Annotated in this window: 16 protein-coding genes; 9 read left to right on the top strand and 7 right to left on the bottom strand. The window is 64.6% G+C overall.

Going from position 1 to position 25,238, the window contains the following annotated elements:
- The first annotated feature begins 201 nt into the window (after positions 1–201).
- From AC630_RS45215 to AC630_RS04820, 7 genes are all read left to right on the top strand, one after another.
- The gene (locus AC630_RS45215; protein WP_167561132.1) at positions 202–366 is read left to right on the top strand and encodes a hypothetical protein; all 165 of its coding nucleotides are present in this window, start codon (positions 202–204) and stop codon (positions 364–366) included.
- An 11-nt stretch (positions 367–377) separates the two neighbouring features.
- On the top strand, positions 378–467 hold the full coding sequence (locus AC630_RS04845) for a K(+)-transporting ATPase subunit F (RefSeq protein WP_074117333.1): 90 nt from the start codon (positions 378–380) through the stop codon (positions 465–467).
- A gap of 112 nt (positions 468–579) precedes the next feature.
- Positions 580–2,283 (top strand): potassium-transporting ATPase subunit KdpA, encoded by a 1,704-nt coding sequence (kdpA, locus tag AC630_RS04840; protein ID WP_074117332.1) that lies wholly within the window; start codon positions 580–582, stop codon positions 2,281–2,283.
- 34 nt (positions 2,284–2,317) lie between these two features.
- Complete coding sequence (kdpB, locus tag AC630_RS04835; RefSeq protein ID WP_074117331.1) at positions 2,318–4,432, top strand: potassium-transporting ATPase subunit KdpB; 2,115 nt, start codon at positions 2,318–2,320, stop codon at positions 4,430–4,432.
- Between the two features lie 107 nt (positions 4,433–4,539).
- The gene (locus tag AC630_RS04830; protein ID WP_074117330.1) at positions 4,540–5,145 is read left to right on the top strand and encodes a K(+)-transporting ATPase subunit C; all 606 of its coding nucleotides are present in this window, start codon (positions 4,540–4,542) and stop codon (positions 5,143–5,145) included.
- Positions 5,146–5,185: 40 nt separating this feature from the next.
- Positions 5,186–7,909: a DUF4118 domain-containing protein gene (locus AC630_RS04825; protein WP_074117329.1), complete on the top strand. Its 2,724-nt coding sequence runs from the start codon at positions 5,186–5,188 to the stop codon at positions 7,907–7,909.
- On the top strand, positions 7,906–8,595 hold the full coding sequence (locus AC630_RS04820; protein WP_074117328.1) for a response regulator: 690 nt from the start codon (positions 7,906–7,908) through the stop codon (positions 8,593–8,595). The genes AC630_RS04825 and AC630_RS04820 overlap by 4 nt, the downstream gene beginning before the upstream one ends.
- Positions 8,596–8,732: 137 nt before the next feature.
- Here the strand turns inward: AC630_RS04820 and ku are convergent, their stop codons facing one another.
- Positions 8,733–9,617: a non-homologous end joining protein Ku gene (gene ku, locus AC630_RS04815; RefSeq protein WP_074117327.1), complete on the bottom strand. Its 885-nt coding sequence runs from the start codon at positions 9,615–9,617 to the stop codon at positions 8,733–8,735.
- A gap of 118 nt (positions 9,618–9,735) precedes the next feature.
- Here ku and ligD point away from each other — a divergent pair, with 118 nt between their 5' ends.
- Positions 9,736–12,405 (top strand): DNA ligase D, encoded by a 2,670-nt coding sequence (ligD, locus tag AC630_RS04810; protein ID WP_074117326.1) that lies wholly within the window; start codon positions 9,736–9,738, stop codon positions 12,403–12,405.
- 112 nt (positions 12,406–12,517) lie between these two features.
- Here the strand turns inward: ligD and AC630_RS04805 are convergent, their stop codons facing one another.
- Positions 12,518–12,682, bottom strand: a complete 165-nt coding sequence (locus AC630_RS04805) for a DUF3309 family protein (protein WP_074117325.1) — start codon at positions 12,680–12,682, stop codon at positions 12,518–12,520.
- Between the two features lie 183 nt (positions 12,683–12,865).
- Here AC630_RS04805 and AC630_RS04800 point away from each other — a divergent pair, with 183 nt between their 5' ends.
- On the top strand, positions 12,866–13,183 hold the full coding sequence (locus tag AC630_RS04800) for a polyhydroxyalkanoic acid system family protein (protein WP_074117324.1): 318 nt from the start codon (positions 12,866–12,868) through the stop codon (positions 13,181–13,183).
- A gap of 3 nt (positions 13,184–13,186) precedes the next feature.
- On the opposite strand, the gene treY is transcribed toward AC630_RS04800, so the two are convergent.
- Genes treY through treS form a run of 5 tightly spaced genes read right to left on the bottom strand, consistent with a single transcriptional unit; the run spans position 13,187 to position 25,235 of the window.
- Positions 13,187–15,970, bottom strand: a complete 2,784-nt coding sequence (gene treY / locus AC630_RS04795; RefSeq protein WP_074117323.1) for a malto-oligosyltrehalose synthase — start codon at positions 15,968–15,970, stop codon at positions 13,187–13,189.
- A 1-nt stretch (position 15,971) separates the two neighbouring features.
- Positions 15,972–17,723 carry a malto-oligosyltrehalose trehalohydrolase gene (treZ, locus tag AC630_RS04790; protein WP_074117322.1) on the bottom strand — a complete coding sequence of 584 codons (1,752 nt, stop codon included), beginning with the start codon at positions 17,721–17,723 and terminating at the stop codon, positions 15,972–15,974.
- Positions 17,720–19,798 (bottom strand): glycogen debranching protein GlgX, encoded by a 2,079-nt coding sequence (gene glgX, locus AC630_RS04785; protein ID WP_074117321.1) that lies wholly within the window; start codon positions 19,796–19,798, stop codon positions 17,720–17,722. Before glgX ends, treZ begins: the two co-directional genes overlap by 4 nt.
- A 3-nt stretch (positions 19,799–19,801) precedes the next feature.
- Complete coding sequence (gene glgB / locus AC630_RS04780) at positions 19,802–21,949, bottom strand: 1,4-alpha-glucan branching protein GlgB (protein ID WP_074117320.1); 2,148 nt, start codon at positions 21,947–21,949, stop codon at positions 19,802–19,804.
- Positions 21,942–25,235, bottom strand: a complete 3,294-nt coding sequence (treS, locus tag AC630_RS04775; protein WP_074117319.1) for a maltose alpha-D-glucosyltransferase — start codon at positions 25,233–25,235, stop codon at positions 21,942–21,944. The genes glgB and treS overlap by 8 nt, the downstream gene beginning before the upstream one ends.
- Positions 25,236–25,238: the final 3 nt, after the last annotated feature.

Here is a 25,238-nt window from a genome sequence, read left to right as displayed (position 1 = left end):
TTATGGATCCCGGATCGGCGCTCCGCTTCGCTGCGCTTGTCCGGGACGACAGCTGAGGTCGCTTCGCGAGTGTCGTTCAGCGCCAGCTCCCGGCCTTTATGAGATTCCTATAACTTCGCCATAGCCCTCGTCTCGAAAACCTATGCTCGTGGTGGCACTTCAGCACGGTCAAAAGTTCCGGCCGGTGCTCGCGGAAATGCGTTGCGTGTCCTTGTCCGCGCGCCCGCCGGAATCCCGAGAGTTGGTTGCGCCGGACGTAAAGGCGTAACGAGGAGCATCCCCATGATGGACATTCTGATGCTGGCGCTGGCGGCGGCCTTCTTCGCGCTGGCGATCGGCTACACCTACGCCTGCGAACGGCTGTGACGGAGCGGACCATGACCTTCGACTATTCGCTCGCCGGCGCCGTCTCGTTCGGCCTCCTGATCTATCTCACCTACGCACTGCTGCGGCCCGAGCGGTTCTGAGCCGTGCTGCTGCTTCTCAAATTGCTGCTGGCGGACGCCGTGCTCGTCGCCTGCCTGCTTTCGGTGTTCCTGCCGCTGCTGCGCCGGACACCAAGCCTGAAGGGTTGACTCCATGACCATGATCGGTTGGCTCCAGATCATTCTCTTTTGCGCCATCATCGTCGCGCTGACCAAGCCGCTCGGCTGGTACATGACGCGCGTGTTCAACGGCGAGCGGACCTTCCTGTCGCCGGTTCTGCGCCCCATCGAGGCCGGCATCTACTGGATTTCCGGCGTGGACGAGAGGCGCGAGCAGCATTGGTTGACCTATACGGTCTCCATGCTGTTGTTCCACATCGGCGGCTTCCTCATCATCTACGGCGTGATGCGCCTGCAGGCCATGCTGCCCTTCAATCCGGCCGGGCAGTCGGCGGTCGCCGAGGATCTCTCCTTCAACACCGCGATCTCCTTCATCACCAACACCAACTGGCAGAACTACGGCGGCGAGAGCACGGTGTCCTATCTCGTGCAGATGCTCGGCCTGACGCACCAGAACTTCCTGTCGGCCGCAACCGGCATCGCACTCGCGGTGGCCCTGATCCGCGGCTTCTCGCGCGCTTCGATGCGCACGATCGGTAATTTCTGGGTCGACGTCGTCAGGACCACGCTTTACGTGCTGCTGCCGATCTGCGTCGTCTACTGCCTGTTCCTCGTCTCGCAGGGCATGCCGCAGACGCTGGGCGACTATGTCGAGGCGACCACACTCGAGGGCGCCAAGCAGACCATCGCGGTCGGTCCTGTCGCAACGCAAGTTGCGATCAAGATGCTCGGCACCAATGGCGGCGGCTTCTTCAACGCCAACGCCGCGCATCCCTTCGAGAATCCGACCGCGCTGTCGAACCTCGTGCAGATGCTGTCGATCTTCCTGATCGGTGCGGCCCTGACCAACGTGTTCGGCCGCATGGTCGGCAATCAGCGCCAGGGCTGGGCGATCCTGGCCGTGATGGGCGTGCTGTTCGTCGCCGGCGTCACCGTCACCTATTGGGCGGAAGCCAGCGGCACCTCGACGCTGCAGGCGCTCAACCTGACTGGCGGCAACATGGAAGGCAAGGAGGTCCGCTTCGGCATCGTCGCGTCCTCACTGTTCGCTGTCGTCACCACCGCGGCCTCCTGCGGTGCGGTCAACGCCATGCATGACAGCTTCACCGCGCTCGGCGGCATGATCCCGCTGATCAACATGCAGCTCGGTGAAATCATCATCGGCGGCGTCGGCGCCGGCCTCTACGGCATGCTGCTGTTCGTCGTGCTCGCGATCTTCGTGGCGGGACTCATGGTTGGCCGCACACCGGAATATGTTGGCAAGAAGATCGAGGCGCGCGAGGTCAAGATGGCGATGCTCGCGATCCTGGTGCTGCCGCTGATGTATCTCGGCTGGACCGCGGTCGGCGTGGTCTATCCGGCGGCGGTCGCCTCCATGGCGAATGCCGGCCCGCACGGCTTCACCGAGGTGCTCTACGCCTACACGTCGTCGACCGGCAACAACGGCTCGGCGTTTGCGGGCCTCACCGGCAACACCTTCTTCTACAACCTGACGCTCGCTTCCGCGATGTTCGTTGGACGGTTCTTCATGATCGTTCCGGCGATGGCGATTGCGGGCTCGCTCGCCGCCAAGAAATCCATTCCGCCGTCGGCCGGCACGTTCCCGACCACCGGCGGGCTGTTCGTCGGCCTCGTCGTCGGCGTGATCCTGATCATCGGCGGCCTGACCTTCTTCCCGGCACTCGCGCTCGGCCCGATCGTCGAGCATCTCGCGATGAACGCCGGCCAAGTGTTTTGACCGACAGCCTTCTGATTGGTTTGGAGTGACCCCCATGGACACGATGAAACTGCAAAAACGCGCACCGATGTCGGCGATGCTCGATCCGAAGATCGTGCTGCCGGCGATCCGCGCCTCCTTCACCAAGCTCGATCCGCGGCTGATGGTGAAGAACCCCGTGATGTTCGTGGTCGAGATCGTGGCCGCGCTCACCACCGTGATCTTCCTGCGCGACATCGTGACGGGCGGCGAGAACCTGGGTTTCACCTTCCAGATCATCCTCTGGCTGTGGTTCACGGTGCTGTTCGCCAATTTCGCCGAAGCGGTGGCCGAAGGCCGTGGCAAGGCGCAGGCTGAATCGTTGCGCAAGACCCGCACCGAAAGCCAGGCCAAGCTGCTGACCGGCGCAGGCCGGTCCTTTAAACTCGTGCCGGGCACCAGCCTGAAGGTCGGCGACATCGTGCTGGTCGAGGCCAGCGACACCATTCCCTCCGACGGCGAGGTGATCGAGGGCGTGGCCTCCGTCAATGAGGCCGCCATCACCGGCGAGTCCGCGCCCGTCATTCGCGAATCCGGTGGTGACCGGTCGGCGGTGACGGGTGGCACGCAGGTGCTGTCCGACTGGATCCGCGTCCGCATCACCGCGGCGCAAGGCTCGACTTTCATCGATCGCATGATCAAGCTGGTCGAGGGCGCCGAGCGCGCGAAGACGCCGAACGAGATCGCGCTCAACATCCTGCTCGCGGGCCTCACCATCATCTTCGTGTTCGCCACCGTCACCATTCCGAGCTACGCGACCTATGCCGGCGGCTCGATCTCGGTGATCATCCTGGTTGCCCTGTTCGTGACGTTGATCCCGACCACGATCGGCGCGCTGCTCTCGGCGATAGGCATCGCCGGCATGGACCGCCTGGTGCGCTTCAACGTGCTTGCGATGTCCGGTCGCGCGGTCGAAGCGGCTGGCGACGTCGATACGCTGCTGCTGGACAAGACCGGCACGATCACCCTCGGCAACCGGCAGGCCACCGCCTTCCGCCCGGTTCGCGGCGTGACCGAGCAGGAGCTGGCGGACGCAGCCCAGCTCGCCTCGCTCGCCGACGAGACCCCGGAAGGCCGCTCCATCGTCGTTCTGGCGAAGGAGAAGTACGGCATCCGCAGCCGCGACATGGCCGAGCTGGGCGCCACCTTCATCCCGTTCACAGCGCAGACCCGCATGAGCGGCGTCGATGCCGGCGGCTCGTCGGTGCGCAAGGGCGCCCTCGATGCGATGCTCAACTATGTCGGCGGTGGCGCGCCGCTGGCCATCGCCTCCGGCAACGCCGCGCGTGCCGTTCAGCCTGCGGGGCTCTCGGATGCCGGCCGCGAGATCCAGGCCATTTCCGATGAGATATCGAAAGCCGGCGGCACGCCGCTGGCGGTCGCCAAGGATGGCAAGCTGCTCGGCGTCATCCAGCTCAAGGACATCGTCAAGGGTGGCATTCGCGAGCGTTTCGCGGAGCTGCGCCGGATGGGCATCCGCACCATCATGATCACCGGCGACAACCCGATGACGGCGGCCGCAATCGCGGCGGAGGCGGGAGTCGACGATTTCCTAGCTCAGGCAACCCCCGAGGACAAGCTCAAGCTGATCCGCGACGAGCAGGCCAAGGGCAAGCTGGTCGCCATGTGCGGTGACGGCACCAATGACGCGCCGGCGCTCGCGCAGGCCGACGTCGGTGTCGCCATGAACACCGGCACGCAGGCCGCCCGCGAGGCCGGCAACATGGTCGACCTCGACTCCAACCCGACCAAGCTGATCGAGGTGGTCGAGATCGGCAAGCAGCTGCTGATGACGCGCGGTGCGCTGACGACCTTCTCGATCGCCAACGATGTCGCAAAGTATTTCGCGATCATTCCGGCGATGTTCCTGGCGTTCTATCCCCAGCTCAACGTGCTCAACATCATGAACCTGTCGAGCCCGCAGAGCGCCATCCTGTCGGCGATCATCTTCAACGCGCTGATCATCATCGCGCTGATCCCGCTGGCGCTGAAGGGCGTCGCCTACCGCGCGGTCGGCGCCGGTGCGCTGCTCCGCCGCAACCTGCTGATCTACGGCCTCGGCGGCATCGTCATTCCCTTCATCGGCATCAAGGCGATCGACCTCGTCGTCGTCGCCCTGCACCTGGCCTGAGTGTCATTGCGAGCGAAGCGAAGCAGTCGAGAAATGCTTCCACGGCCGAGAGACTGGATTGCTTCGTCGCTTCGCTCCTCGCAACGACCAGTAAATAGGAGACCAACATGCTCAGAGAAATTCGCCCCGCCATCGTCCTCTTGCTGGTGCTCACCGCCATCACGGGCCTGGCCTACCCGCTCGCAATGACCGCCATTTCCGGCGTGATCTTCCCCGAGCAGGCGCAAGGCAGCCTGGTCGAGAAGGACGGCAAGGTGATCGGCTCCGCCCTGATCGGGCAGGAATTCAAGAGCGACAAATATTTCCGCGGCCGCCCCTCGGCGACGCTCGCGCCGGACCCGAATGATTCGACCAAGACGGTGTCCGCGCCCTACAACGCCGCCAACTCGGGCGGCTCCAACCTCGGCCCGACCAGCAAGGCGCTGGCCGACCGGCTGAAGGAGGACGTGGACAAGCTGAAGGCTGAGAACCCGAACGCCGCCGTTCCGGTCGATCTGGTGACGACCTCCGGTAGCGGGCTCGATCCGGACATTTCGCCGGAGGCTGCGCAATTCCAGGTGCCCCGTGTGGCCAAGGCGCGGAATATATCGGAAGACCAGCTGAGGCAGCTCGTGGTCGCCAACACCCAGGGCCGTCTGCTCGGCCTGCTTGGCGAACCCAGGGTTAACGTTCTTGCGCTGAACCTCGCACTCGACAGCGCGTCCGCGAAGTAGCGGTCTAGGCCCGGGATGCTTGGATGACTATATTGGCGTGATGGTCCGAGAGCGCCGCGATCCTGAACAACGTCCGTCTCCCGAAGCGCTGCTGGAAGCAGCGCGCCGGGAGGAGAGTGCGAGCGGCAAGCTGAAGATCTTCGTCGGCGCCGCTCCCGGCGTCGGCAAGACCTACGAGATGCTGCTGAGCGCCCACGCCAGGCGCAAGGCCGGCATCGACGTCGTGGTCGGCTTCGTCGAGACCCATGGCCGGGCCGAGACCGAGGCGCTGGTGCGCGACCTCGAAGTCGTCCCGCGCAAGAAGTTCGACTATCGCGGCCAGATGGTCGAGGAGATGGACCTCGACGCCGTGATCGCACGGCGCCCGCAGCTGGCCCTGGTCGACGAACTCGCCCATACCAACGCGGCCGGCAGCCGTCATCCAAAACGCTATCTGGACGTCGAGGAGCTGCTCTCGCACGGCATCGACGTCTACACCGCCGTCAACATCCAGCACATCGAGAGCCTGAACGACGTCGTCGCCCAGATCACCCATGTGCGGGTGCGAGAGACCGTGCCGGACTCGGTGTTCGACCGCGCTGACGCGATCGAGCTGATCGACCTCACGCCCGACGATTTGATCCAGCGACTGAAAGAGGGCAAGGTCTATGTCCCGAAGCAGGCCGAGCGGGCGCTGGAGCATTACTTTTCTCCAGGCAATCTGACCGCACTGCGCGAGCTTGCGCTGCGGCGCACGGCCGAGCGGGTCGACGAACAGCTCCTCAGCCACATGCAGGCGAATGCCATCGCCGGCCCCTGGGCGGCGGGCGAGCGCATCCTCGTGTGCGTCAGCGAGGATCCGCGCGCGGCCAGCCTCGTGCGCTACACCAAGCGGCTGGCCGACCGGCTGCATGCGCCGTTCACCGCGATCTCGATCGAGACGCGGCGATCCCTGCAATTGTCCGACGAGGAGCGCGACCGGCTGGCCGATACGCTGCGGCTCGCAGAAGCGCTCGGCGGCGAAGCGCTGACCATCCCTGCCGTCGGCCGCCGTATTGCCGACGACGTCATCAACTTCGCGCAAGGCAACAACGTCACCCAGATCGTGATCGGCAAGTCGACTCGCTCGCGCTGGTTCGAACTGACGCGCGGTTCGGTCGTGCACGATCTCGTTCGCCGTGCCGGCAATATCAGCGTTCACGTCATCCCGGGCGACGAGCTCCCCGACCAACCGATGTCGAAAGCGGCGGTGCAGACCGCGGCGCGGTCGGAGCAGTTCGACGCATTACCCTATCTCAAGGCGCTCGGCATCACCGCGCTCGGCCTTGCTGCCGCTGCCGTGATCAAGCCGCGGTTTGGCGTCGAAAACGTCGATCTGGTGTTCTTAACTGCAGTGGTCATCGTTGCGGTGCGCTATGGGCTGTGGCCGTCGCTGCTTGCGAGCATATTGGCCTCGCTCGCCTATAACTTCTTCTTTCTGCCGCCGGTCTATACTTTCACCATCACCGATCCGACCAATGTCGTGGCGTTCTTCTTCTTCATGCTGATCGCCGTGTTGGTCTCGAACGTCGCCGGGCGGGTGCGTACGCAGGCCGACACCGCGATCGGCCGCATCCGAACGACCGAGCAGCTCTATGCGTTCAGCCGCAAGCTCGCCGGCACCGGCACGCTCGACGACGTGCTGTGGGCAACCGCCTATCAGACCGCGCTGATGCTGAAGGTTCGCGTGGTCCTGCTGCTACCGGAGGAGGGGCTGCTCACGGTGAAATCCGGCTATCCACCCGAGGATCAGCTTGATCAAGCCGACCTCGCCGCCGCCAACTGGGCCTGGAGCAACGATCGTCCCGCCGGCCGCGGCTCGGACACGCTGCCGGGCGCGAAGCGGCTGTTCCTGCCGATGCGCACCGGGCGCGGCCCGATCGGCGTCATCGGCATCGACAACGATCGCACCGGTCCGCTGCTGACGCCGGACCAGCGCCGGCTGCTCGACGCGCTGGTCGACCAGGGCGCGCTGGCGATCGAGCGCGTGCTGCTGGTCGAGGACATGGACCGCGTCAAGCGCAGCATCGAATCCGAGCGGCTGCGCTCTGCGCTGTTGACCTCGATCTCGCATGATCTGAAGACGCCGCTCGCCTCCGTGTTAGGGGCGGCCTCGACCATGCGCGATCTCGCCGGCGCGCTGTCCGACACCGAGAAGCGCGATCTGCTGGCCACCGTGATCGACGAGTCCGAGCGGCTCAACCGCTTCATCGCCAACCTGCTCGACATGACCAAGCTCGAATCCGGCGCCATCGTGCCCAATACGGCGCTGCACGATCTCGGTGAGATCATCGGCAGCGCGCTCAGGAGAGCGAGCAAGATCCTGACCGCGCACAAGGTGGAACTGGCGCTGGCTGCCGATCTGCCGATGCTCCAGCTCGATGCGGTGCTGTTCGAGCAGGTGCTGTTCAACCTGCTCGACAACGCCGCGAAATATTCGCCGCCGAACACCACGATCTCGATCAGGAGCCACCGTGACAATGACCACGTGGTGCTCCAGGTCGCCGACGAGGGTAACGGCATTCCGCCGGACGAGCTTGAAAGCGTGTTCGACAAATTCTATCGCGTGCAGAAGGGCGACCATGTCCGTCCCGGCACTGGGCTCGGGCTCGCCATCTCCCGCGGCTTTGTCGAGGCGATGCGCGGCACGATCTCGGCCGCCAACCGCAGCGACCGCAGCGGGGCGGTTCTGACCATCCATCTGCCGGTACCGGCACAGACCCACGCATTGGATACCGCCGCATGAGCGCTGCCCCGATCAAGGTCCTGGTCATCGACGACGAGCCGCCGATCCGCAAACTGCTGCGGATGGGGCTGACCACACAGGGCTATGAGATCCTGGAAGCATCGAGCGGCAAGACCGCGCTCGAGAAGCTTGCCGAGGAGCCGGCGCTGATCATCCTCGATCTCGGCCTGCCCGACATCCAGGGCCATGAGCTCCTCCGCACCATCCGTGCCCGCAATGACGGCGTGCCGATCGTGGTGCTGTCGAGCCGGGGAGACGAAGCCGGCAAGGTGCAGGCGCTCGATCTCGGGGCCGACGATTATCTGACTAAGCCGTTCGGTATGGACGAGCTGCTGGCCCGTCTGCGCGCCGCGCTGCGGCACCAGCTGCAAGTCAAGGGCGAGCGGCCGGTGTTTCGTACCGGCGACCTCTCGGTCGATCTCGTCCGTCGCATCGTCAAGGTCGGCGAGCGCGAGGTGAAGTTGTCGCCGAAGGAATACGATCTGCTCCGTGTGCTGGTGCAGCACGCGGGCAAGGTGCTGACCCACCGCTTCCTGCTCAAGGAGCTCTGGGACGAGCTGACCGACGCGCAATATCTGCGCGTCTACGTCCGCCAGCTCCGACAGAAGATCGAAGCCGATCCCGAACGGCCGCAATATGTGCTGACGGAGACCGGGATCGGGTACCGGCTGAAGTCGGGGGAATAGTCCGAGCCGTCAGCCACGATTGAAGTTGTGGCGCGAGCCTGCATCAACATCGCCATTGCGAGCGCAGCGAAGCAATCCAGTGTCCCGCCGCGGAAGGAGTCTGGATTGCTTCGCTGCGCTCGCAATGACGGAGTAGGCTATCCCGCCTTCCTGTGCCGCGTCGCGGACCGGTGTGCCTTCCTCGCAGCTCTCTGCCGCCCCGTCGCACGGCGCGCGTGCGATTTCGCCGCCGTCTTCTTCCCGCCGCGCCCCTTCAGGCTCTGCTTCAGCGCGTCCATCAGGCTGACGACGTTGCTCGGCCGCTCCTCGGGCTCCGGCAGCTCGATCTTCTTGCCGCTGGCCTTGCGCTTCACCAACGCCTTCAGCGCGGTTTCGTACTCGTCCTTGAACTTGCTCGGGTCGAAATGCGCGGCCTTGGTGTGCAGGATGTGGCCGGCGAGCTCGACCATGTCCTTGGTGATCTTCGGGCTCTTGATGTCGTCGAAGAATTGATCCTCGTCGCGCAGCTCGTAGGGGAACCGCAGCGTGGTGCCGAGCAGGCCCTTGCCGAGCGGCTCGATCGCGATGACATGCTCGCGGTTGGTCAGCACGATTTTTGCGAGCGCCACGCGCTCCTGGTCCTTCATGGCATCGCGGATCACCGCAAAGGCGTCGACCGCGGCCTTACCGTCGGGCGCGATGTAGTAGGGGTGGTTGAGATAACGTTGGTCGATCTCTTCGCTCGGAACAAAGCTCTCGATGTCGATGGTGTGATTGCTTTCGATCTGGACTGCCTCGAGCTCCTCCGGCTCGACCTCGACATACTTGCCCTTGCGCAGCTCGTAGCCGCGTCCCTTCTGGTCGCTCTCGACGACGTCACCGGTCTCGGAATCCACCATCTGCTGCTTGAGCCGGTTGCCGGTCTCGCGGTTGATCAGGTGAAAGTGCGTCTTCTCGGCCGCCGTGGTTGCCGGATAAAGCACCACCGGGCAGCTGACCAGCGACAGTTTCAACGTTCCCTTCCAATAGGCGCGCGGAGCCATTCCATTCTCCAGTGATTTCAACGCGTTTTGGAACCCCAACCGTCCCATAGGGTTTTGGTTCCGGGTGGGACTTTTGCCGTGATAGGCTCGAATACCGAAAGAGAAAGCGGGACCGGTCGTGCTGCGAAAACTCTCTACCTACCGACAGAAGCGGGATTTCGAGAAGACGCCGGAGCCCTCCGGTGAGACCGCGGTCGCGCCGTCGAAACAGCGGCGCTTCGTCATCCAGAAGCACGATGCGACGCGGTTGCACTATGATTTCCGCCTCGAGTTCGATGGCGTCTTCAAGTCCTGGGCCGTGACGAAGGGGCCTTCGCTCGATCCGCATGACAAGCGGCTGGCTGTGGAGGTCGAAGAGCATCCGCTCGACTATGGCGATTTCGAAGGCACGATTCCGGAAGGACAGTATGGCGGCGGCACGGTGATGCTGTGGGACCGTGGCACCTGGGAATCCGACGATCCCGAAGCCGGCTTTAGGAAGGGCGATCTCAAGTTCACGCTGCACGGCGAGAAGCTGCACGGAAGCTGGGTGCTGGTGCGCATGCGCAATGACCGCACCGGCGGCAAGCGCACCAACTGGCTGTTGATCAAGCATCGCGACGAATATGCGCGCGAAGGTGAAGACATTCTCGGCGAGGACAAGTCGGTGGCGTCCGGCCGTGCGATGGAGCAGATCGCGGAAGGCAAGGGGCGCGCGCCGAAGCCGTTCATGCTGCCCAAGGGCGCCAAGGGCAAGGCTGATGCGATCTGGCAGTCCAACCGCGCCGAAGAGACGAAAGGGCGTACCGTCAAGCCGGCGCCTCGTACGGCATTGAAGACCGGCAAGGCGGCGAAGGAGAAAGCCACGACCGCGACCAACGCCAAAAAGGTCGCGGAGATGCCGGACTTCGTGGCGCCGCAGCTCTGCACCTCGGTCGAGCGCCCGCCGGGCGGCGAGGACTGGTGCCACGAGATCAAGTTCGATGGCTACCGCGTGCAGCTTCGTGTCGAGGACGGCAAGGCGACGCTGAAGACGCGGAAGGGCCTCGACTGGACCGAAAAGTTCGCAGCGATCGCGAACGAAGCCGATGCGCTGCCGGACGTGATGATCGACGGTGAGATCGTTGCGCTCGACCACGACGGCGCTCCGAATTTCTCATCGCTCCAGGCCGCGCTGTCGGACGGCAAGACCGGGGACCTGATCTTCTTCGCCTTCGATCTCCTGTTCGCCGATGGTCTGGATTACCGCCGTCTGCCGCTTGCCGAGCGCAAGGCGCTGCTCAAGCAATTGCTCGAGGCCCGCAAACGCAAGTCGAGCCAGATCCGCTATGTCGAGCATTTCGTGAGCGGCGGAGACGCGGTGTTGCAATCGGCCTGCAAGCTCGAGCTCGAGGGCGTGGTGTCGAAGAAGCTGGATGCGCCCTATCGCTCCGGCCGTACCGAAAGCTGGACCAAGGCGAAATGCCGCGCCGGCCATGAGGTCGTGATCGGCGGCTACAAGACCACCAACGGCAAATTCCGCTCGCTGATGGCGGGCGTGCATCGCGGGGATCATCTTGCCTTCGTCGGCATGGTCGGCACCGGTTTTGGTGCGGACAAGGTCAAGCGCATCATGCCGTCCCTGAAGGCCATGGAGGCCAAGGACAGCCCCTTCGGCGGCAAGAATGCTCCGAAGAAGACGCGGGACGTGCACTGGGTGAAGCCGGAGCTCGTCGCCGAGATCGAATTCGCCGGCTTCACCGCCGACGGCAATATCCGTCAGGCCGCATTCAAGGGCCTGCGGCAGGACAAGCCGGCCGAGGAGGTCGAGGCGGAGACGCCCGCAGATACCGCGCTCGCCAAGCCCACCGGCAGGAAGCGTGCTGTGCCGAAGACAAGCAAGCGGCCGAAGGACGCCGCGACTTCCGAGGTCATGGGCGTCGTCATCTCGAAGCCGGACAAGGAGCTCTGGCCGGACGGCGGCGACGGCGAGGGCGTCACCAAGCTCGATCTCGCGCGCTACTTCGAGTCAGTCGGCTCGTGGATGATCGAGCACCTGAAAGGGCGCCCGTGCTCGATCGTGCGTGCGCCTGATGGCATCGGAGGAGAAAAGTTCTTCCAGCGTCATGCCATGCAGGGCACATCGAACCTGCTCGAACTCGCCAGGGTCTCCGGCGATCGCAAGCCATATTTGCAGATCGATCGCGTCGAGGGGCTTGCCGCAGTCGCGCAGATCGGCGGCGTCGAGCTGCATCCCTGGAATTGCGCGCCCGACGCTTATGACACGCCGGGCCGGCTCGTGTTCGACCTCGACCCGGCGCCGGACGTCAGGTTCGCCGATGTCGTGGACGCCGCGCAGCAGATGCGGCAGCGGCTCGCCGATGTCGGCATGGAATGCTTCTGCAAGACCACCGGCGGCAAGGGCCTGCATGTTGTGGTGCCACTGCTCCACGGCGCGCGCGACAAGGTGAGCTGGAAAGAGGCCAAGGCGTTTGCGCTAGGCGTCTGCCAGTGGATGTCGGATGACGATCCCGAGCGCTATCTGCTCAACATGTCCAAGAAGCTGCGCAACGGGAAGATTTTCCTGGACTATCTGCGCAACGATCGCCTGTCGACCGCGGTCGCTCCACTGTCGCCGCGCGCGCGCGACGGCGCGACCGTGTCGATGCCCGTCACATGGGCGCAGGTGAAGGGCGATCTTGATCCGAGGCGATACACGGTGCGGACCGTGCCGGGCCTGCTGGCGCGTTCCAAGGCGTGGGAGGGTTATGACGATGCGGCCGCTTCGATCAGGGCCGCGATGAAGAAGCTTGCGGGGAAGGTGAGGTAGGCGCTTTCCAAACCGTCATTCCGGGCTGCGCGAAGCGCAGACCCGGAATCCAGAGGTTGGTGGCGCGAGATTCCGGGTTCGCGCTTGCGCGCGCCCCGGAATGACGTTTTGACTAAATCCGTCCCATCAACAGCAAGATCAGCAGGATGATGATGACGAGGCCGAGGCCGCCGCCGCCATAGTAGCCGGTGCCGTAGAACGGGCCGCCGCCGATGCCGCTGAAGCCGCCGAGCAGGGCAATGATCAGAATGATCAGAATAATCGTACCGATAGACATGCGAATCTCCTCCCGCCCTTCGTTGAAAGGGTCGTTTGCACTTGTCCTGTTGCGTTGGAGGCAACTTGCCGCAGGTTTCAAAGTTCCGGTTTCGAAACGGGGTCGCACGCCCGAGTTGCATGGAACCTTTGCCTGTCCGGCCGGCATGACTATGTGAGGATTTATCACTGCAGGGAAGGGACCATGTCAGCACCGCTTGTCGTTTCCATTCCGCATCGTCTCGGCCGCGAGGAGGCGGTGCGACGGCTGAAGGCCGGGCTCGGCCGCGCGGCCGCCAGCATCCCGGTGATACAGGTCGAGGAGGAGCGCTGGACCGGCGACAGCATGAATTTTCGCATTCGTGCGCTCGGGCAGATCGCGAGCGGCCAGGTCGACGTTGCCGACGACCACGTCAAGGTGCAGGTCATGCTGCCCTGGCTGTTGCAACGCTTCGCCGAGATGGCGCAGGCGACGATCCGCAAGCGCGGGCAGTTGCTGTTGACCAAGGACGAAGGAAAGTAGACCTCAGGCGCGCACGCGCTGCCGCGCAGAGCTGATGGCGCTTGCGGCGCGGGCCACGATAACAGCGGCGGGAACATCACGGAAAGCCTGCGCGAGCGGCAGCTCGTTGCCGGTAAGGCCTGGTGCGGTGTAGCCGGTGATGTCGACGGTTGCGTCAAAACCTTCGAGCGCGGGCCATTCTCTGCCCGCCTGCGTGAAGGGCGCGAACTGGCGTCCGGCCAGGACGATCGCTGCGGCACGGCCGCGGCGGCGGACAAAAGCGATGACATGGTCAGCGTGCGCGCCGCGCACCTCGAGCGGCCGATAATCGCCCTGGCCGAAAACGTCGGCAAGTTCATTGCGCAGCTTGAGCAGGTGCCGCGTCCAGGCCAGCTTGAGTTGCCCATCCGGCCAGGTCTTGATCAGCCCGCTCCAATCCGGATTGTCCAGCGAACTCAGTGACGCGTGGCGCGCCGCAAAGTCGACCGGGCGTCGATTGTCGGGATCGACCAGCGAGAGGTCCCAGAATTCGGTGCCCTGGTAGAAGTCGGGGATGCCGGGGAGCGTCGCCTTGAGTGTAAGCTGGCTCAGAGAATTCAACGCGCCGAGCAGCGCGACGCGGCGTGCCATGGTTTGCAGCATCTCGAGGAATTCGCCGGACTGCGCGGGATCGAGGATCTTCTCGATGAAGCTCCGCGTGCCGGTCTCATAGACCACGTGCGGATTGAGCCAGCTCGTCTCCTCCTTGCCCTCGCGCGCGGCCTTCAGTGCGTAAGCCTGGATGCGCCCGGCGAAGCGGGCATCCGGCCTCTCAAGCGGCCACGCGCCGAGCAGGGTCTGGTAGAGCATGTATTCGAAAGTCGCCGACGGCGCGCGAAAATTGCCGTGGAGCGCGAGGCGCGGCGCGTTCAGGACCTTCCAGCGCGCCACCGCGCTGGTCCATTCGCCGGGAATCTCGCTGAGTGCGGCGATCCGCGCACGGGCATCCTCGCCGCGCTTGGTGTCGTGGGTCGCGGTTGCCGTCATCCCTTGCGGCCATTCTTTGGCGCGTGCTCGCATCGCCTTGTGAAAGGCAGGAATCGTGAGGCCGCTGCTCGCGGGATCGCCGCCGACCTCGTTCAATGCGAGCAGCCGGTGGAATTGATAGAACGCGGTGTCCTCCAGCGACTTCGCCATCATCGGCCCGGTGAACTGCTGGACTTTCAGCGCGAAGCGGCGCACGCGCGGCACGCTGTGCTGCCGACGGCCGGGTTTGAGCAGATCCATCGTCAGAGCGTCGCGCAGGAAGTCGAAAATGCCTTCGTCCGCGGCGAACCACTCGGCGCGGGAGCGTTCGATGGTGTCGTCGATCAGCTTGCGATCGAGCGCGGTCGGACCGCTATGCGTCAGGTAAGTGCGATAGACCGGGAAGTGCAGCACGTAGAGTTCGAGCGCCTGCCGCAGGCTGTCGGCGGAAAAGTCGCGGGTCGAGTAATGCCCGTTGGCGATGCGCGCGAGCAGGCGCGTCAGCACGGTGAATTCGCTGGTGAGCAGCGTCTCCAGCACACGCCGTTTGGCAGCCTTGACGTAAGGCGCAAGCCGCGGCGGCCGGTTGCTGATCTGGCGCCAGGTTTCGTCCAGCGCCTCCAGCCCCTTGGCGTCGACCAGGACCTGGGTGATGACGTTCATCCACTCATAGCCGGTGGTGCCCTGAACACCGGCGAAACGTGGCAGGCGCTCGTGCTCGCACAGGATCTTCTCGATCACCGTATAGAACGGCTTTGTCGGGCCCTGCGCGTCGCGCACCAGCCGGCGCAGCCGCTGGCAATATTGCGCGGGATCGCGCAAGCCGTCGATGTGATCGAGGCGGATACCCTGCAATTTTCCGTCGGCAACGAGCTGCTTCACCAGCTGGTGCGTGGCGGCAAACGTGCCGGGATCCTCGACGCGCAGGCCGGCGAGTCCGTTGACGTCGAAGAAACGGCGATAGTTGATGTCACTGGAGGCAAGCCGCCAGTGCCCGAGCTTGTAGTGCTGGCGCTCAAGCAGATGATGCAGCGCCAGCGTTTGCGCGGGACGATCCCTGGCTGCGCGATAGGCGGCGAGGCCGCGACCGATGATGCCGGCGGCACCCGCGATCTCCTTGAGCTCGACCTTGAAGCTAGGGGCTTCCTTGCGGTTGGGGCGACGCAGTCCGGTGTAGCGGGCGGCGAGTGCAAGCAGGCGCTTGCCGGCCTCCGTCTCGACGGCGTCCGCCTCCTTCACGATCACGCGCAGCAGTTCGCCATAGCGCTCCGGCGCGATCGGCAGGCGGTGCTCGAAATACCAGGCGGACAGACTGCCTTCCTCGGCATCGTAGCGCAGTTCGATCTCGCCGCGCTCGAGCGCCTCGCCATAGGACGCGCCGAGGATCGGCAGCAGCACGCCGCCGCGGGCGCGGTAGGCCAACTGATCCCAGTCGATGTCGAAGGAGACGGCATGCGGCGAGGCCTGGCCCCATTCGAGAACGTCCAGCCACCAGGGATTGTTGGCGAAATGCACGCCGACATGGTTCGGCACGAAATCGATGATGAGGCCGAGGTCGTGCTTGACCAGCGCCTCGCTCAGCCGCGCAAAGCCCGGTTCGCCGCCGAGCTCGGGATTGAACTGGCTGTGATCGACGGTGTCGTAGCCATGCGTCGAGCCCTTGCGCGCCTTCATCACCGGCGAGGTGTAGAGATGCGTGATTCCCAGCGCCTTGAGGTAAGGCACGACCGCGGCGGCCTTGTCGAAGTCGAACTCCGCGGTGAGCTGAAGCCGGTAAGTGGCAAGAGGAATGGCGGGAGGCATGCTAACCTCCGAGGCGCCAGACCACTGACCAGGGCGGAAGCCGGGTGCCGGTCTCGCCGCCCCAGATCGGCGTGCCCGTGCTGACAACGGACTCGATCTCGTGGTCCGAGAGATTGGCGATCAGGCGCAGCGTCGCACCGTCGCCCATGCGCCAATGAGCGGTGAGCAGGCCGTTGTCGACCGCCTCGGCGTCGCCGAAGGTCGCCCCCTTCAGCCGTGGCATGATCTCCCTGCGGCGGAGCGCAAGCAGCTCTCGCACCAGCGCGAGCCGTGTTTCCTGTTCGGGCGTGCGGCCGGCCCAGTCGAGCACGGCCGATTGCAGTGTTGCCGGATCAAGCGGGTCGGGTACGTCGTCGCCGTACTTTTCGTAGGCCCAGGCATATTCCTGCTTGCGACCCTTGCGCACGGCGTCCGCGAGCCCGCCCTGGAAGTCGCAGAAGAACGGGAACGGCATTGTCGAGCCCCATTCCTCGCCTTGAAACAGCATCGGCACCATCGGCGCCAGCAAGGTTACCGCGAGCGCGGCTTCGACCTGCTGCGGTGATGCCAGGCTCTCGAGCCGGTCGCCCAGCGGACGGTTGCCGATCTGGTCGTGGTTTTGCAGGAAATTGACGAAGGTCGCCGGCGGCAGCTTTCCGCTCGGCTCGCCGCGCGGCTTCTTGCCCCAGAATTCCGAGATCTCACCCTGATAGACGAAGCCGGAGGCCAGCGCGCGCGCAAGATCGAGCCGCGGCGTCTGGTAGTCCGCGTAATAGCCAGCATGCTCGCCGGTCAGCATCACATGCCAGGCGTGATGGTAGTCGTCGTTCCACTGCCCGCGGTATTTGCCGTTCGGCGGCTCCTGCGCGGCATCGAGCAGGCTCGCGCGGTTGTCACCGTTCTCCAGCACGAGATGGATGTGCCGACCGGTGGCCCTGGCGAGCTCGCCGGCGGCGACGCTGAGATCCTGCAACATCGACTGCTCGCCCGGGATCGCCATCACGTGGTTGGCAGCGTCCAGCCTCAGGCCGTCGAAGCGGTAGTCGGTCAGCCAGGACAGCGCGTTTTCGACCGCAAACGCCCGCACCTGCGGCACGCGATAATCGATCGCGCTGCCCCAGGGCGTGTGCGCGTCGGTGAAGAAAGTCGGCGCATAGCGGCCGAGATAATTCCCTTCGGGGCCGAAATGATTGTAGACGACGTCGAGGAACACCATCAGGCCGCGCAGATGCGCCTCGTCGATCAGCGTCTTCAGGTCTTCAGGGCGGCCATAGGCGCTGTCGGGCGCGTACCACAGAACGCCGTCGTAGCCCCAGCCGCGGCGGCCGGCGAAATCGGCAAGCGGCATCAGCTCGACCGCGGTGACGCCTGTTACGACGAGATGGTCGAGCTTCTCGATCATGGCGCGGTAGGTGCCCTCCCGCGTGAAGCTGCCGACGTGAGTTTCGATCAGCACCGTCTCTTCCCAGGCACGGCCGCACCAATTGCGCGCACGCCAGGCGAAGGCGTCATGATCGATCACCTCGCTCGGGCCGAACACATCCTCGGGCTGGAACGCCGAGGCCGGATCGGGCACGTCGATCTCGTCGTCGATCCTGAACTTGTAGGGACTGCCGGTGGCCAGACCGGCGATCTCGGCCACGTACCAGCCATCCTGCCGGCGCTGCATCGCGTGCCTTCGGTCGAGGAGGAGATCGACACGGCGCGCGGCGGGCGCCCACAATCGGAACGACACGCCGTCCTTGGTCGGCTTCGCGCCGAAGGATGGCCTCATAGCGCCCCCGTGAAGGCAAGCACGGAGCGCGGCGGCGCCTTGCTGTCGCTTCCGGGCAGGAAATCAACACTGTTCAGCATGGCATCGGTCGTGTTCAGGATCTGCTGCCAGCTCTTGTATTCGGGCATTTTGGGCAATTTGAATGCGATCTCTTCGGGCGCGGCGTTCAGTACGATAAAGATCGCGGCCTCACGCGGTTCCACCGGCCCCACCACATAGGAGAGGAATCTCCCTTCCGGGAATTTCCAGTCACTCTCCGTCATTTCGTCGCCGGCGGGCGTCAACCACAGCGCGCCGTAGGAGACGCCATCCGCGGGGCGACCATCAAGCCAGCGATGGCTGCGAAGCTGCGAGAACCGGCGGCGGATGTCGGCGAGATAGGAGACGAAACCGACCATGTCGTCGCCCTCCTTGCTGAGATTGTCCCAGCCGACCCAGCCGACCTCGTTGTCCTGGCAATAGGCGTTGTTGTTGCCGGATTGCGAGTTGCCGACCTCATCGCCGGCGAGGATCAGGGGAATGCCCTGCGCCAGCATCAAGCAGGCGAGCACGTTCTTGCGGAGTTGCCGCCGCAGGCCGAGGATCGCGGGATCGTCGGTCGGGCCCTCGACACCGCAATTGTTGCTGTGGTTGTCGTTGGAGCCGTCGCGATTGTCCTCGCCATTGGCCTCGTTGTGCTTCTCGTTGTAGCTGAAGAGGTCGGCGAGGGTGAAACCGTCGTGCACCGTGATGTGGTTGATGCCGGCGCGCGGCCGCCTGCCATCGTGGTTGAACAGGTCGGAGGACGCCGTCATGCGGCTGGAGATGTCGCCGATAAGGCTGCCTTCGCCGCTCCAGTAGCGGCGCATGGCGCTGCGATAGCGGTCGTTCCATTCCGACCATTGCGAGGGAAATGCGCCGACCTGGTAGCCGCCGAGGCCGAGGTCCCACGGCTCGGCGACGAGCTTGACGGTCGCCAGCACCGGATCCTGCCGGATCGCGGTCAGGAATGAGTTGCCGCGGTCATAGCCGTTGGGGCCGCGCGCGAGCGTGGTGGCGAGGTCGAAGCGGAAGCCGTCGACGTGGCAGACCTCGACCCAGTAGCGCAGCGAATCCATCACCATCTGCAGCACACGCGGATGTGTGAGATTCACCGACGAGCCGCAGCCGGTGAAGTCGTCATAGTAGCGCGGATTCTCGCGATTCAGCCAGTAGTAGGAGGCATTGTCGATGCCGCGGTAGCACAGCGTCGGGCCGAGATGATTGCCCTCGGCGGTGTGGTTGTAGACGACGTCGAGCATCACCTCGATACCGGCATCGTGCAGGCGCGCGACCGTGGTGCGGAAGGAATCGAGCGCATTGTCCTGGGCGTAGCGCGGCTCCGGCGCGAAGAAGGACAGCGTATTGTAGCCCCAGTAATTGACGAGCTTCTTCTCCACCAATATGCGGTCGTCGACGAAGCTGTGGATCGGCAGCAGCTCGATCGTGGTGACGCCGAGCTTCTTCAGGTGCTCGATCATCGCCGGCGACGACAGGCCGCCATAGGTGCCGCGCAGGCCCGGCGGGACGTCGTCGCGCTTCTGCGTCAGGCCCTTGACGTGGGCCTCGTAGATGATGGTGTCTTCCCAGGGGATGTTGGGCCGGATCTCGCGCCGGCCCCAGTTGAAGGTCTCGTCGACGACGACGGCCTTGGGCATGCCGCGGGCGTTGTCGCGCCGGTCGAAGGACAGGTCCTCGCGCGGTGAGCCGGTGCGATAGGCGAAATGCGCATCACTCCAGACCAGCCGGCCGGCAAGCCGCTTGGCATAGGGATCGAGCAGCAGCTTGTTGGCGTTGAAGCGATGGCCGTGCTCGGGTTCGTACCGCCCATGCACGCGGTAGCCGTAGAGCTGGCCCGGCGAGACGTCGTTGAGATAGCAGTGCCAGACGTCCTCGGTGCGCTCAGGCAGTTCGATGCGCTCCAACTCGCGGCGGCCCTGCGTGTCGAACAGGCAAAGCTCGACCTTCTGCGCATTGGCGGAGAACAGCGCGAAGTTGGTGCCGCGTCCGTCCCAGCTAGCGCCGAGGCGTGCGGGCGATCCGGCGGTGAGGCGCATGGGTCAGCTTTCAGGAACGAGGAAGATCGCGGCGAGCGGCGGCACGGTGAGGCGGAGCTCGGGCGCCTTGCCGTCAACCGCGTGGACCTCGCCGATGTTCCCGACATTGGTGCCGCCATAATGGGCGGAGTCCGAATTGAACACCTCTTTCCATTTGCCGGCAAAGGGCACGCGAACGCGATAGTCGCGATAGACGTTGGGTGAGAAGTTGACGATCACCAGGCATCGCGCGTGCTCGTCAAATCCCTTGCGCAACCAGGCGAACACGTTGCGGTTGGCGTCATCAGTGATCAACCATTCGAAGCCGGCCTGGTCGCAATCCATCTGGTGCAGCGCCGGCACCGCGCGATAGAGCCGATTGAGGTCGCGGATCAGCGCCTGGATGCCGGAATGGTATTTGTATTCGAGCAGGTGCCAGTCGAGCGACTGGTCGTGATTCCACTCGCGGCTTTGCGCGATTTCCGAACCCATGAACAAGAGCTTCTTGCCGGGATGACCGAACATGAAGCTGTAATAGGCACGTAAGTTCGCGAAGCGCTGCCATTCGTCGCCGGGCATCCGGCCTAGGATCGAGCGTTTGCCGTGCACGACCTCGTCATGCGACAGCGGCAGGATGAAGTTTTCCGAGAAGGCGTAATGCAGGCCGAACAGGATCTCGCCGTGATGATGCTTGCGGTGGATCGGATCCTTGCTGATGTAGTTCAGCGTGTCATGCATCCAGCCCATGTTCCACTTGTAGCCGAAGCCGAGCCCGCCGAATTCGACCGGGCGCGAGACCTGCGGCCAGGCGGTGGATTCCTCGGCCGCAGTGGTCGCCTGCGGGAAGCGCGCGAACAATTCGGTGTTGAAGCGACGCAGGAACGCGATCGCCTCGATGTTCTCCCGGCCACCATACTGGTTCGGAATCCAGGCGCCGGGCGGGCGGCTGTAGTCGAGATACAGCATGGATGCGACGGCATCGACGCGGAGCCCGTCGATCGCGTACCGCTCCAGCCAGAACAGTGCGTTCGACACCAGGAAGTTCGTTACTTCGGTGCGGCCGTAATTATAGATCAGCGTGCCCCAGTCGAGGTGACGGCCCTGCTGCGGATTGGCGTGCTCGTAGAGCGAGGTGCCGTCGAAATGACCGAGCCCGTGCGGATCGTCCGGGAAGTGACCGGGCACCCAGTCGAGCAGCACGCCAATGCCTTCGCGGTGGCAGGCATCGACCAGCGCGGCAAAATCCTCCGGCGTGCCGAAGCGGCTGGTCGGCGCATAGAGGCCGGTCGGCTGGTAGCCCCATGAGCCGTCAAACGGGTGCTCGCTCACGGGGAGGAATTCGAGATGGGTAAAGCCCATGTCGCGAGCATAGGCCGGCAGCTGCTCGGCGAGCTCGCGATAGGTCAGCCATTCACCGCCGTTCTTGCGCCGCCACGAGCCGAGATGGACCTCGTAGATCGACATCGGCGCCGACAGCGCGTTGATCCCATCAGGCGCCGGACGCGGACGCGGCAGATGCGCTTCGTCGAACACGATGGAGGCCGTCTTCGGCCGCAGCTCGGTCGCAAACGCCAGCGGATCGGACTTCAGCGGCAGCTGGTGGCCGTTCGGCCCGACGATGTCGAACTTGTAGTGATCCCCTTGCTTGGCGTGCGGGATGAACAATTCCCAATAGCCGCTGCCGCGTACCCGCATGGAATGACGCCGCGCGTCCCAGAAGTTGAAATCGCCGACCACGGACACCCGCCGCGCATTGGGCGCCAGTACCACGAAGCCGATGCCGTCGATGCCTTCCAGCCGCATCGGATGCGCGCCGAGCTTGTCATAGAGGCGCTGATGGGTGCCTTCGCCGAGCAGATAGAGGTCGAAATCGGTCAGGATCGGCGGAAAGCGGTAGGCGTCTTCGAACTCGACGACGTTATCGCCAAACCTGGCACGCAGCTGATAGTGCTTCGAGCCGTTCGGCAGGGCACCGATGAACAGGCCTGCTTCGTGGACGCGGTCGAGCTTCGCCACCTCGCCATGCTCACCGACCGCCTCGACATTCGAGGCCTCGGGAAGGAAGGCGCGCACCACGCTCTTGCCACCCTCGGGATGCGGCCCGAGATAGTGGAAGGGATCGGAGTGGCGGCCCTCGATGATCGCGTAGGCCTCGGCGGGCAGTCTAGGCATGGGCTTCGCTCTCGGTACTGGACAGAATGCGAAGCAGTCCGCTCAGCGGCGCATGGAGCCCCTCAGGCCGGTGGGACAGCTCGTACTCTACTTCGTCGAACGCGTGATCAAGCAGGAAAAACCTTAACAGGCCTTGCGCAGATCGCGGATCTTTCGGCCAGAGCCGCCGGTCGGTCATGGCGTCGCGGTAGGCGGACATGAATGTCGCGGTGGCGCGTTCGCGCCATTCGTCGAGCGCGGCCGTGAGCCGGCCTTGCTCGTCGGAGGCGCCCGCGAGCGCGCGATTGAGTGCGGCGGTCACCGACAGGTCGAGCGAGCGGATCAGGCCGGCGACGTCGCGTGCGGCCGGTGCCTTGCGCCGCTTGTCGGCCAGCGGCAGACGCGGATCGCCGTCGAAGTCGATGATGAAGATGTCGTCCTTCACGATCAGAGTTTGCCCGAGCCGGAAGTCGCCATGATGACGGATGTTCAACCCGCCAATGTCGGATGGCAATAGTGCATTCAGCCGGTCCGGCAGGGTCGCGCGCACTGCTGTGAGCTCGTCGATCAGCGGCCGGTCCGCCTCCCGCAGGCCGTCGCGGCTGTCGGCCAGCCGCTCGAAAATCCGCTCGGCACGCGCCTTGAGGTCGGCCATCCAGCGCCTGATGTGCGCCGAGTCGGTCGGCTCCGGGGCGAGATCGTCGGGCTTTGCCGCAGCCAGGGCGACATGCAGCTCAGCGAGCCGCCGGCCGATCTGTGCCATGAAGTGCAGATAAGGCGCCTGCTCCTGAGTACTGCGGGGCATCTCGCCCGGCTGCAGCACCCGCTGCTCGTCGACATAACGATCGAGATAGCCCGTGGTGACGCCCCAGCCGTCGCCCTGGTTCGCGACATAGGCGTGCAGCACTCCGAGAGCGCTGCGTTGGTCACCTTCAACCAGCTCGACGCTGCCGAGCAGCGCCGGCACATTGGCAAAGCGTGCGACCTCGGTGAGGTAATGGCCGATCTCGATCTCAGGGTTGGTGCCGCTTTCGAGCTGGCGATAGATCTTGGCGACATACTGGTTGTCGACCAACGCGGTGCTGTTGGACTGCTCGATCGCGCGGATGCGCTCGGGCTCCTTGATGGTGTAATCGGCGAACAGGCTGGTGGCCTTGAACTCCAGCCGCAGATTGTTCTCCTCCACCACCAGGTTCTGCGACAAATTGCGCAGGAACAGGCCGATAAAGATCTGTCCGGTCGCAACATCGAGCAGCGTGCCCTCGCGCGCGCCCTGGCGCACGGCGGCGAGCGCTTTCGGGTTGAAGCGTTCGCGGTCGAAGCGCACCCACTCGATCTGCATCGGCACGACGTAACGCGCGGTCACGTCGTGTTGCGTCGCTTCGAAGAACGCGATCCAGGGCCGGTTGTCGCCGATGTCGCAGAACGGCACCGCCGAGGTCAGCGTGGGCTTGATATGCTTGGGATTGTGCTCGGGATACCACCGCGTGCGCGACAGGAAGTCCGGCAGCACGTCATGCTCGAACACGCCACGCTCGCGCGCGAGCGACACCCAGGTCGAGTTGACCGGCACCACCAGCGTCTCGAACTCCGGCACCGCGCGCGATGTCACCGGCTCGGACTTGTCGCGCTCCAGCAGGTGGAACCAGTAGAAGCCGTAAGGCCCCAGCGTAATCATGTAGGGCATCTCGCCGATCGCCGGGAAGCGGGTGCGGCCGAGCATCTCCTGCGGGATGCGGTCCTTCCACGGCGACAGATCGAGCTCGGTCGCCTGCGCGGCGCGCGAAAGGTTGGCGACGCAGAGGATCACCTCGTCGCGATACTGCCTGACGTAGGCGAGCACGGCGCGGTTGGCCGGGCGGATGAAGGTCATGGTGCCGCGGCCGAAGGCGAGCGTCGACTTGCGCACCGAGATCAGCCGCTTGGTGGCGCTGAGCAGCGAGGACAGGCTGCGCGACTGCGCCTCCACGTTCACGGACTCGTAGCCGTAGACGGGATCCATGATCAGCGGCGCGTAGAGTCGGGCCGGGTCGCAGCGGGAGAAACCGCCGTTGCGGTCAGGGCTCCACTGCATCGGCGTGCGCACGCCGTTGCGGTCGCCGAGATAGATGTTGTCGCCCATGCCGATCTCGTCGCCGTAATAGATGATCGGCGTGCCGGGGAACGACAGCAGCAGCGAATTCATCAGCTCGATCTTGCGCCGGTCGTTGTCCATCAGTGGCGCAAGGCGCCTGCGGATGCCGACATTGATGCGCGCGCGCGGGTCGTTGGCGTAGGTGGTCCAGAGATAGTCGCGCTCGACGTCGGTGACCATCTCCAGCGTCAGTTCGTCATGGTTGCGCAGGAACAGCGCCCATTGACAGCTCGCCGGAATGTCCGGCGTCTGGCGCAGGATGTCGGTAATCGGGAAACGATCCTCCTGCGCGATCGCCATGTAGATGCGCGGCATCAGCGGGAAGTGGTAGGCCATGTGGCACTCGTCGCCACGGCCGAAATATTCCTGCACGTCCTCCGGCCATTGATTGGCCTCGGCGAGCAGCAGCTTGCCCTTGGAATAGGAATCCAGCTCCTGGCGCAGGCGCTTGATGATCGCATGCGTCTCCGGGAGGTTTTCGTTCGAGGTGCCCTCGCGCTCGCAGAGATAGGGAATGGCGTCCAGACGGAAGCCGTCGACACCGGCATCGAGCCAGCGCTTCATCACCTGGATCAGGGCGCTGACCACGCGCGGATTGTCGAAATTGAGGTCCGGCTGGTGCGAGAAGAAGCGGTGCCAGTAGAAGGCGCCGGCCTCGCGATCCCAGGTCCAGTTCGACTTCTCCGTGTCGGTGAAGATGATGCGCGTGCCCTGGTATTTCTGGTCGGTGTCGCTCCAGACATACCAGTTTCGCGCGCTCGAGCCCGGATGACTGCGGCGTGCGCGCTTGAACCATTTGTGCTGGTCGGAGGTGTGGTTGACGACGAGCTCGGTGATGACGCGCAGGCCGCGCTTCTGCGCTTCCTGGATGAAGCGCTTGAAGTCCTTCATCGTCCCGAAATCGGGATTGACGGAGCCGTAGTCGGCGATGTCGTAGCCGTCGTCGCGGCCGGGCGAGGGATAGAACGGCAGCAGCCACAGCGCGGTGACGCCGAGCTCCTGGAGATAGGGCAGCTTCTCGGTCAGGCCGGCGAAGTCGCCGATGCCGTCATGGTTGCTGTCGGCAAAAGCCTTGACGTGAAGCTGGTAGATGATGGCGTCCTTGTACCACAGCTCGTCCACGATCTCGGCAGCCTCAACTTTCTTGGTGTCGACGGAAGACAGAACATTCATGGC

The sequence above is a fragment of the Bradyrhizobium sp. AS23.2 genome (assembly GCF_001908185.1).
Lineage (GTDB): Bacteria > Pseudomonadota > Alphaproteobacteria > Rhizobiales > Xanthobacteraceae > Bradyrhizobium.
The sequence above is the reverse complement of the archived record's forward strand: the minus strand, read 5'-3'. Positions and strand labels throughout refer to the sequence as shown.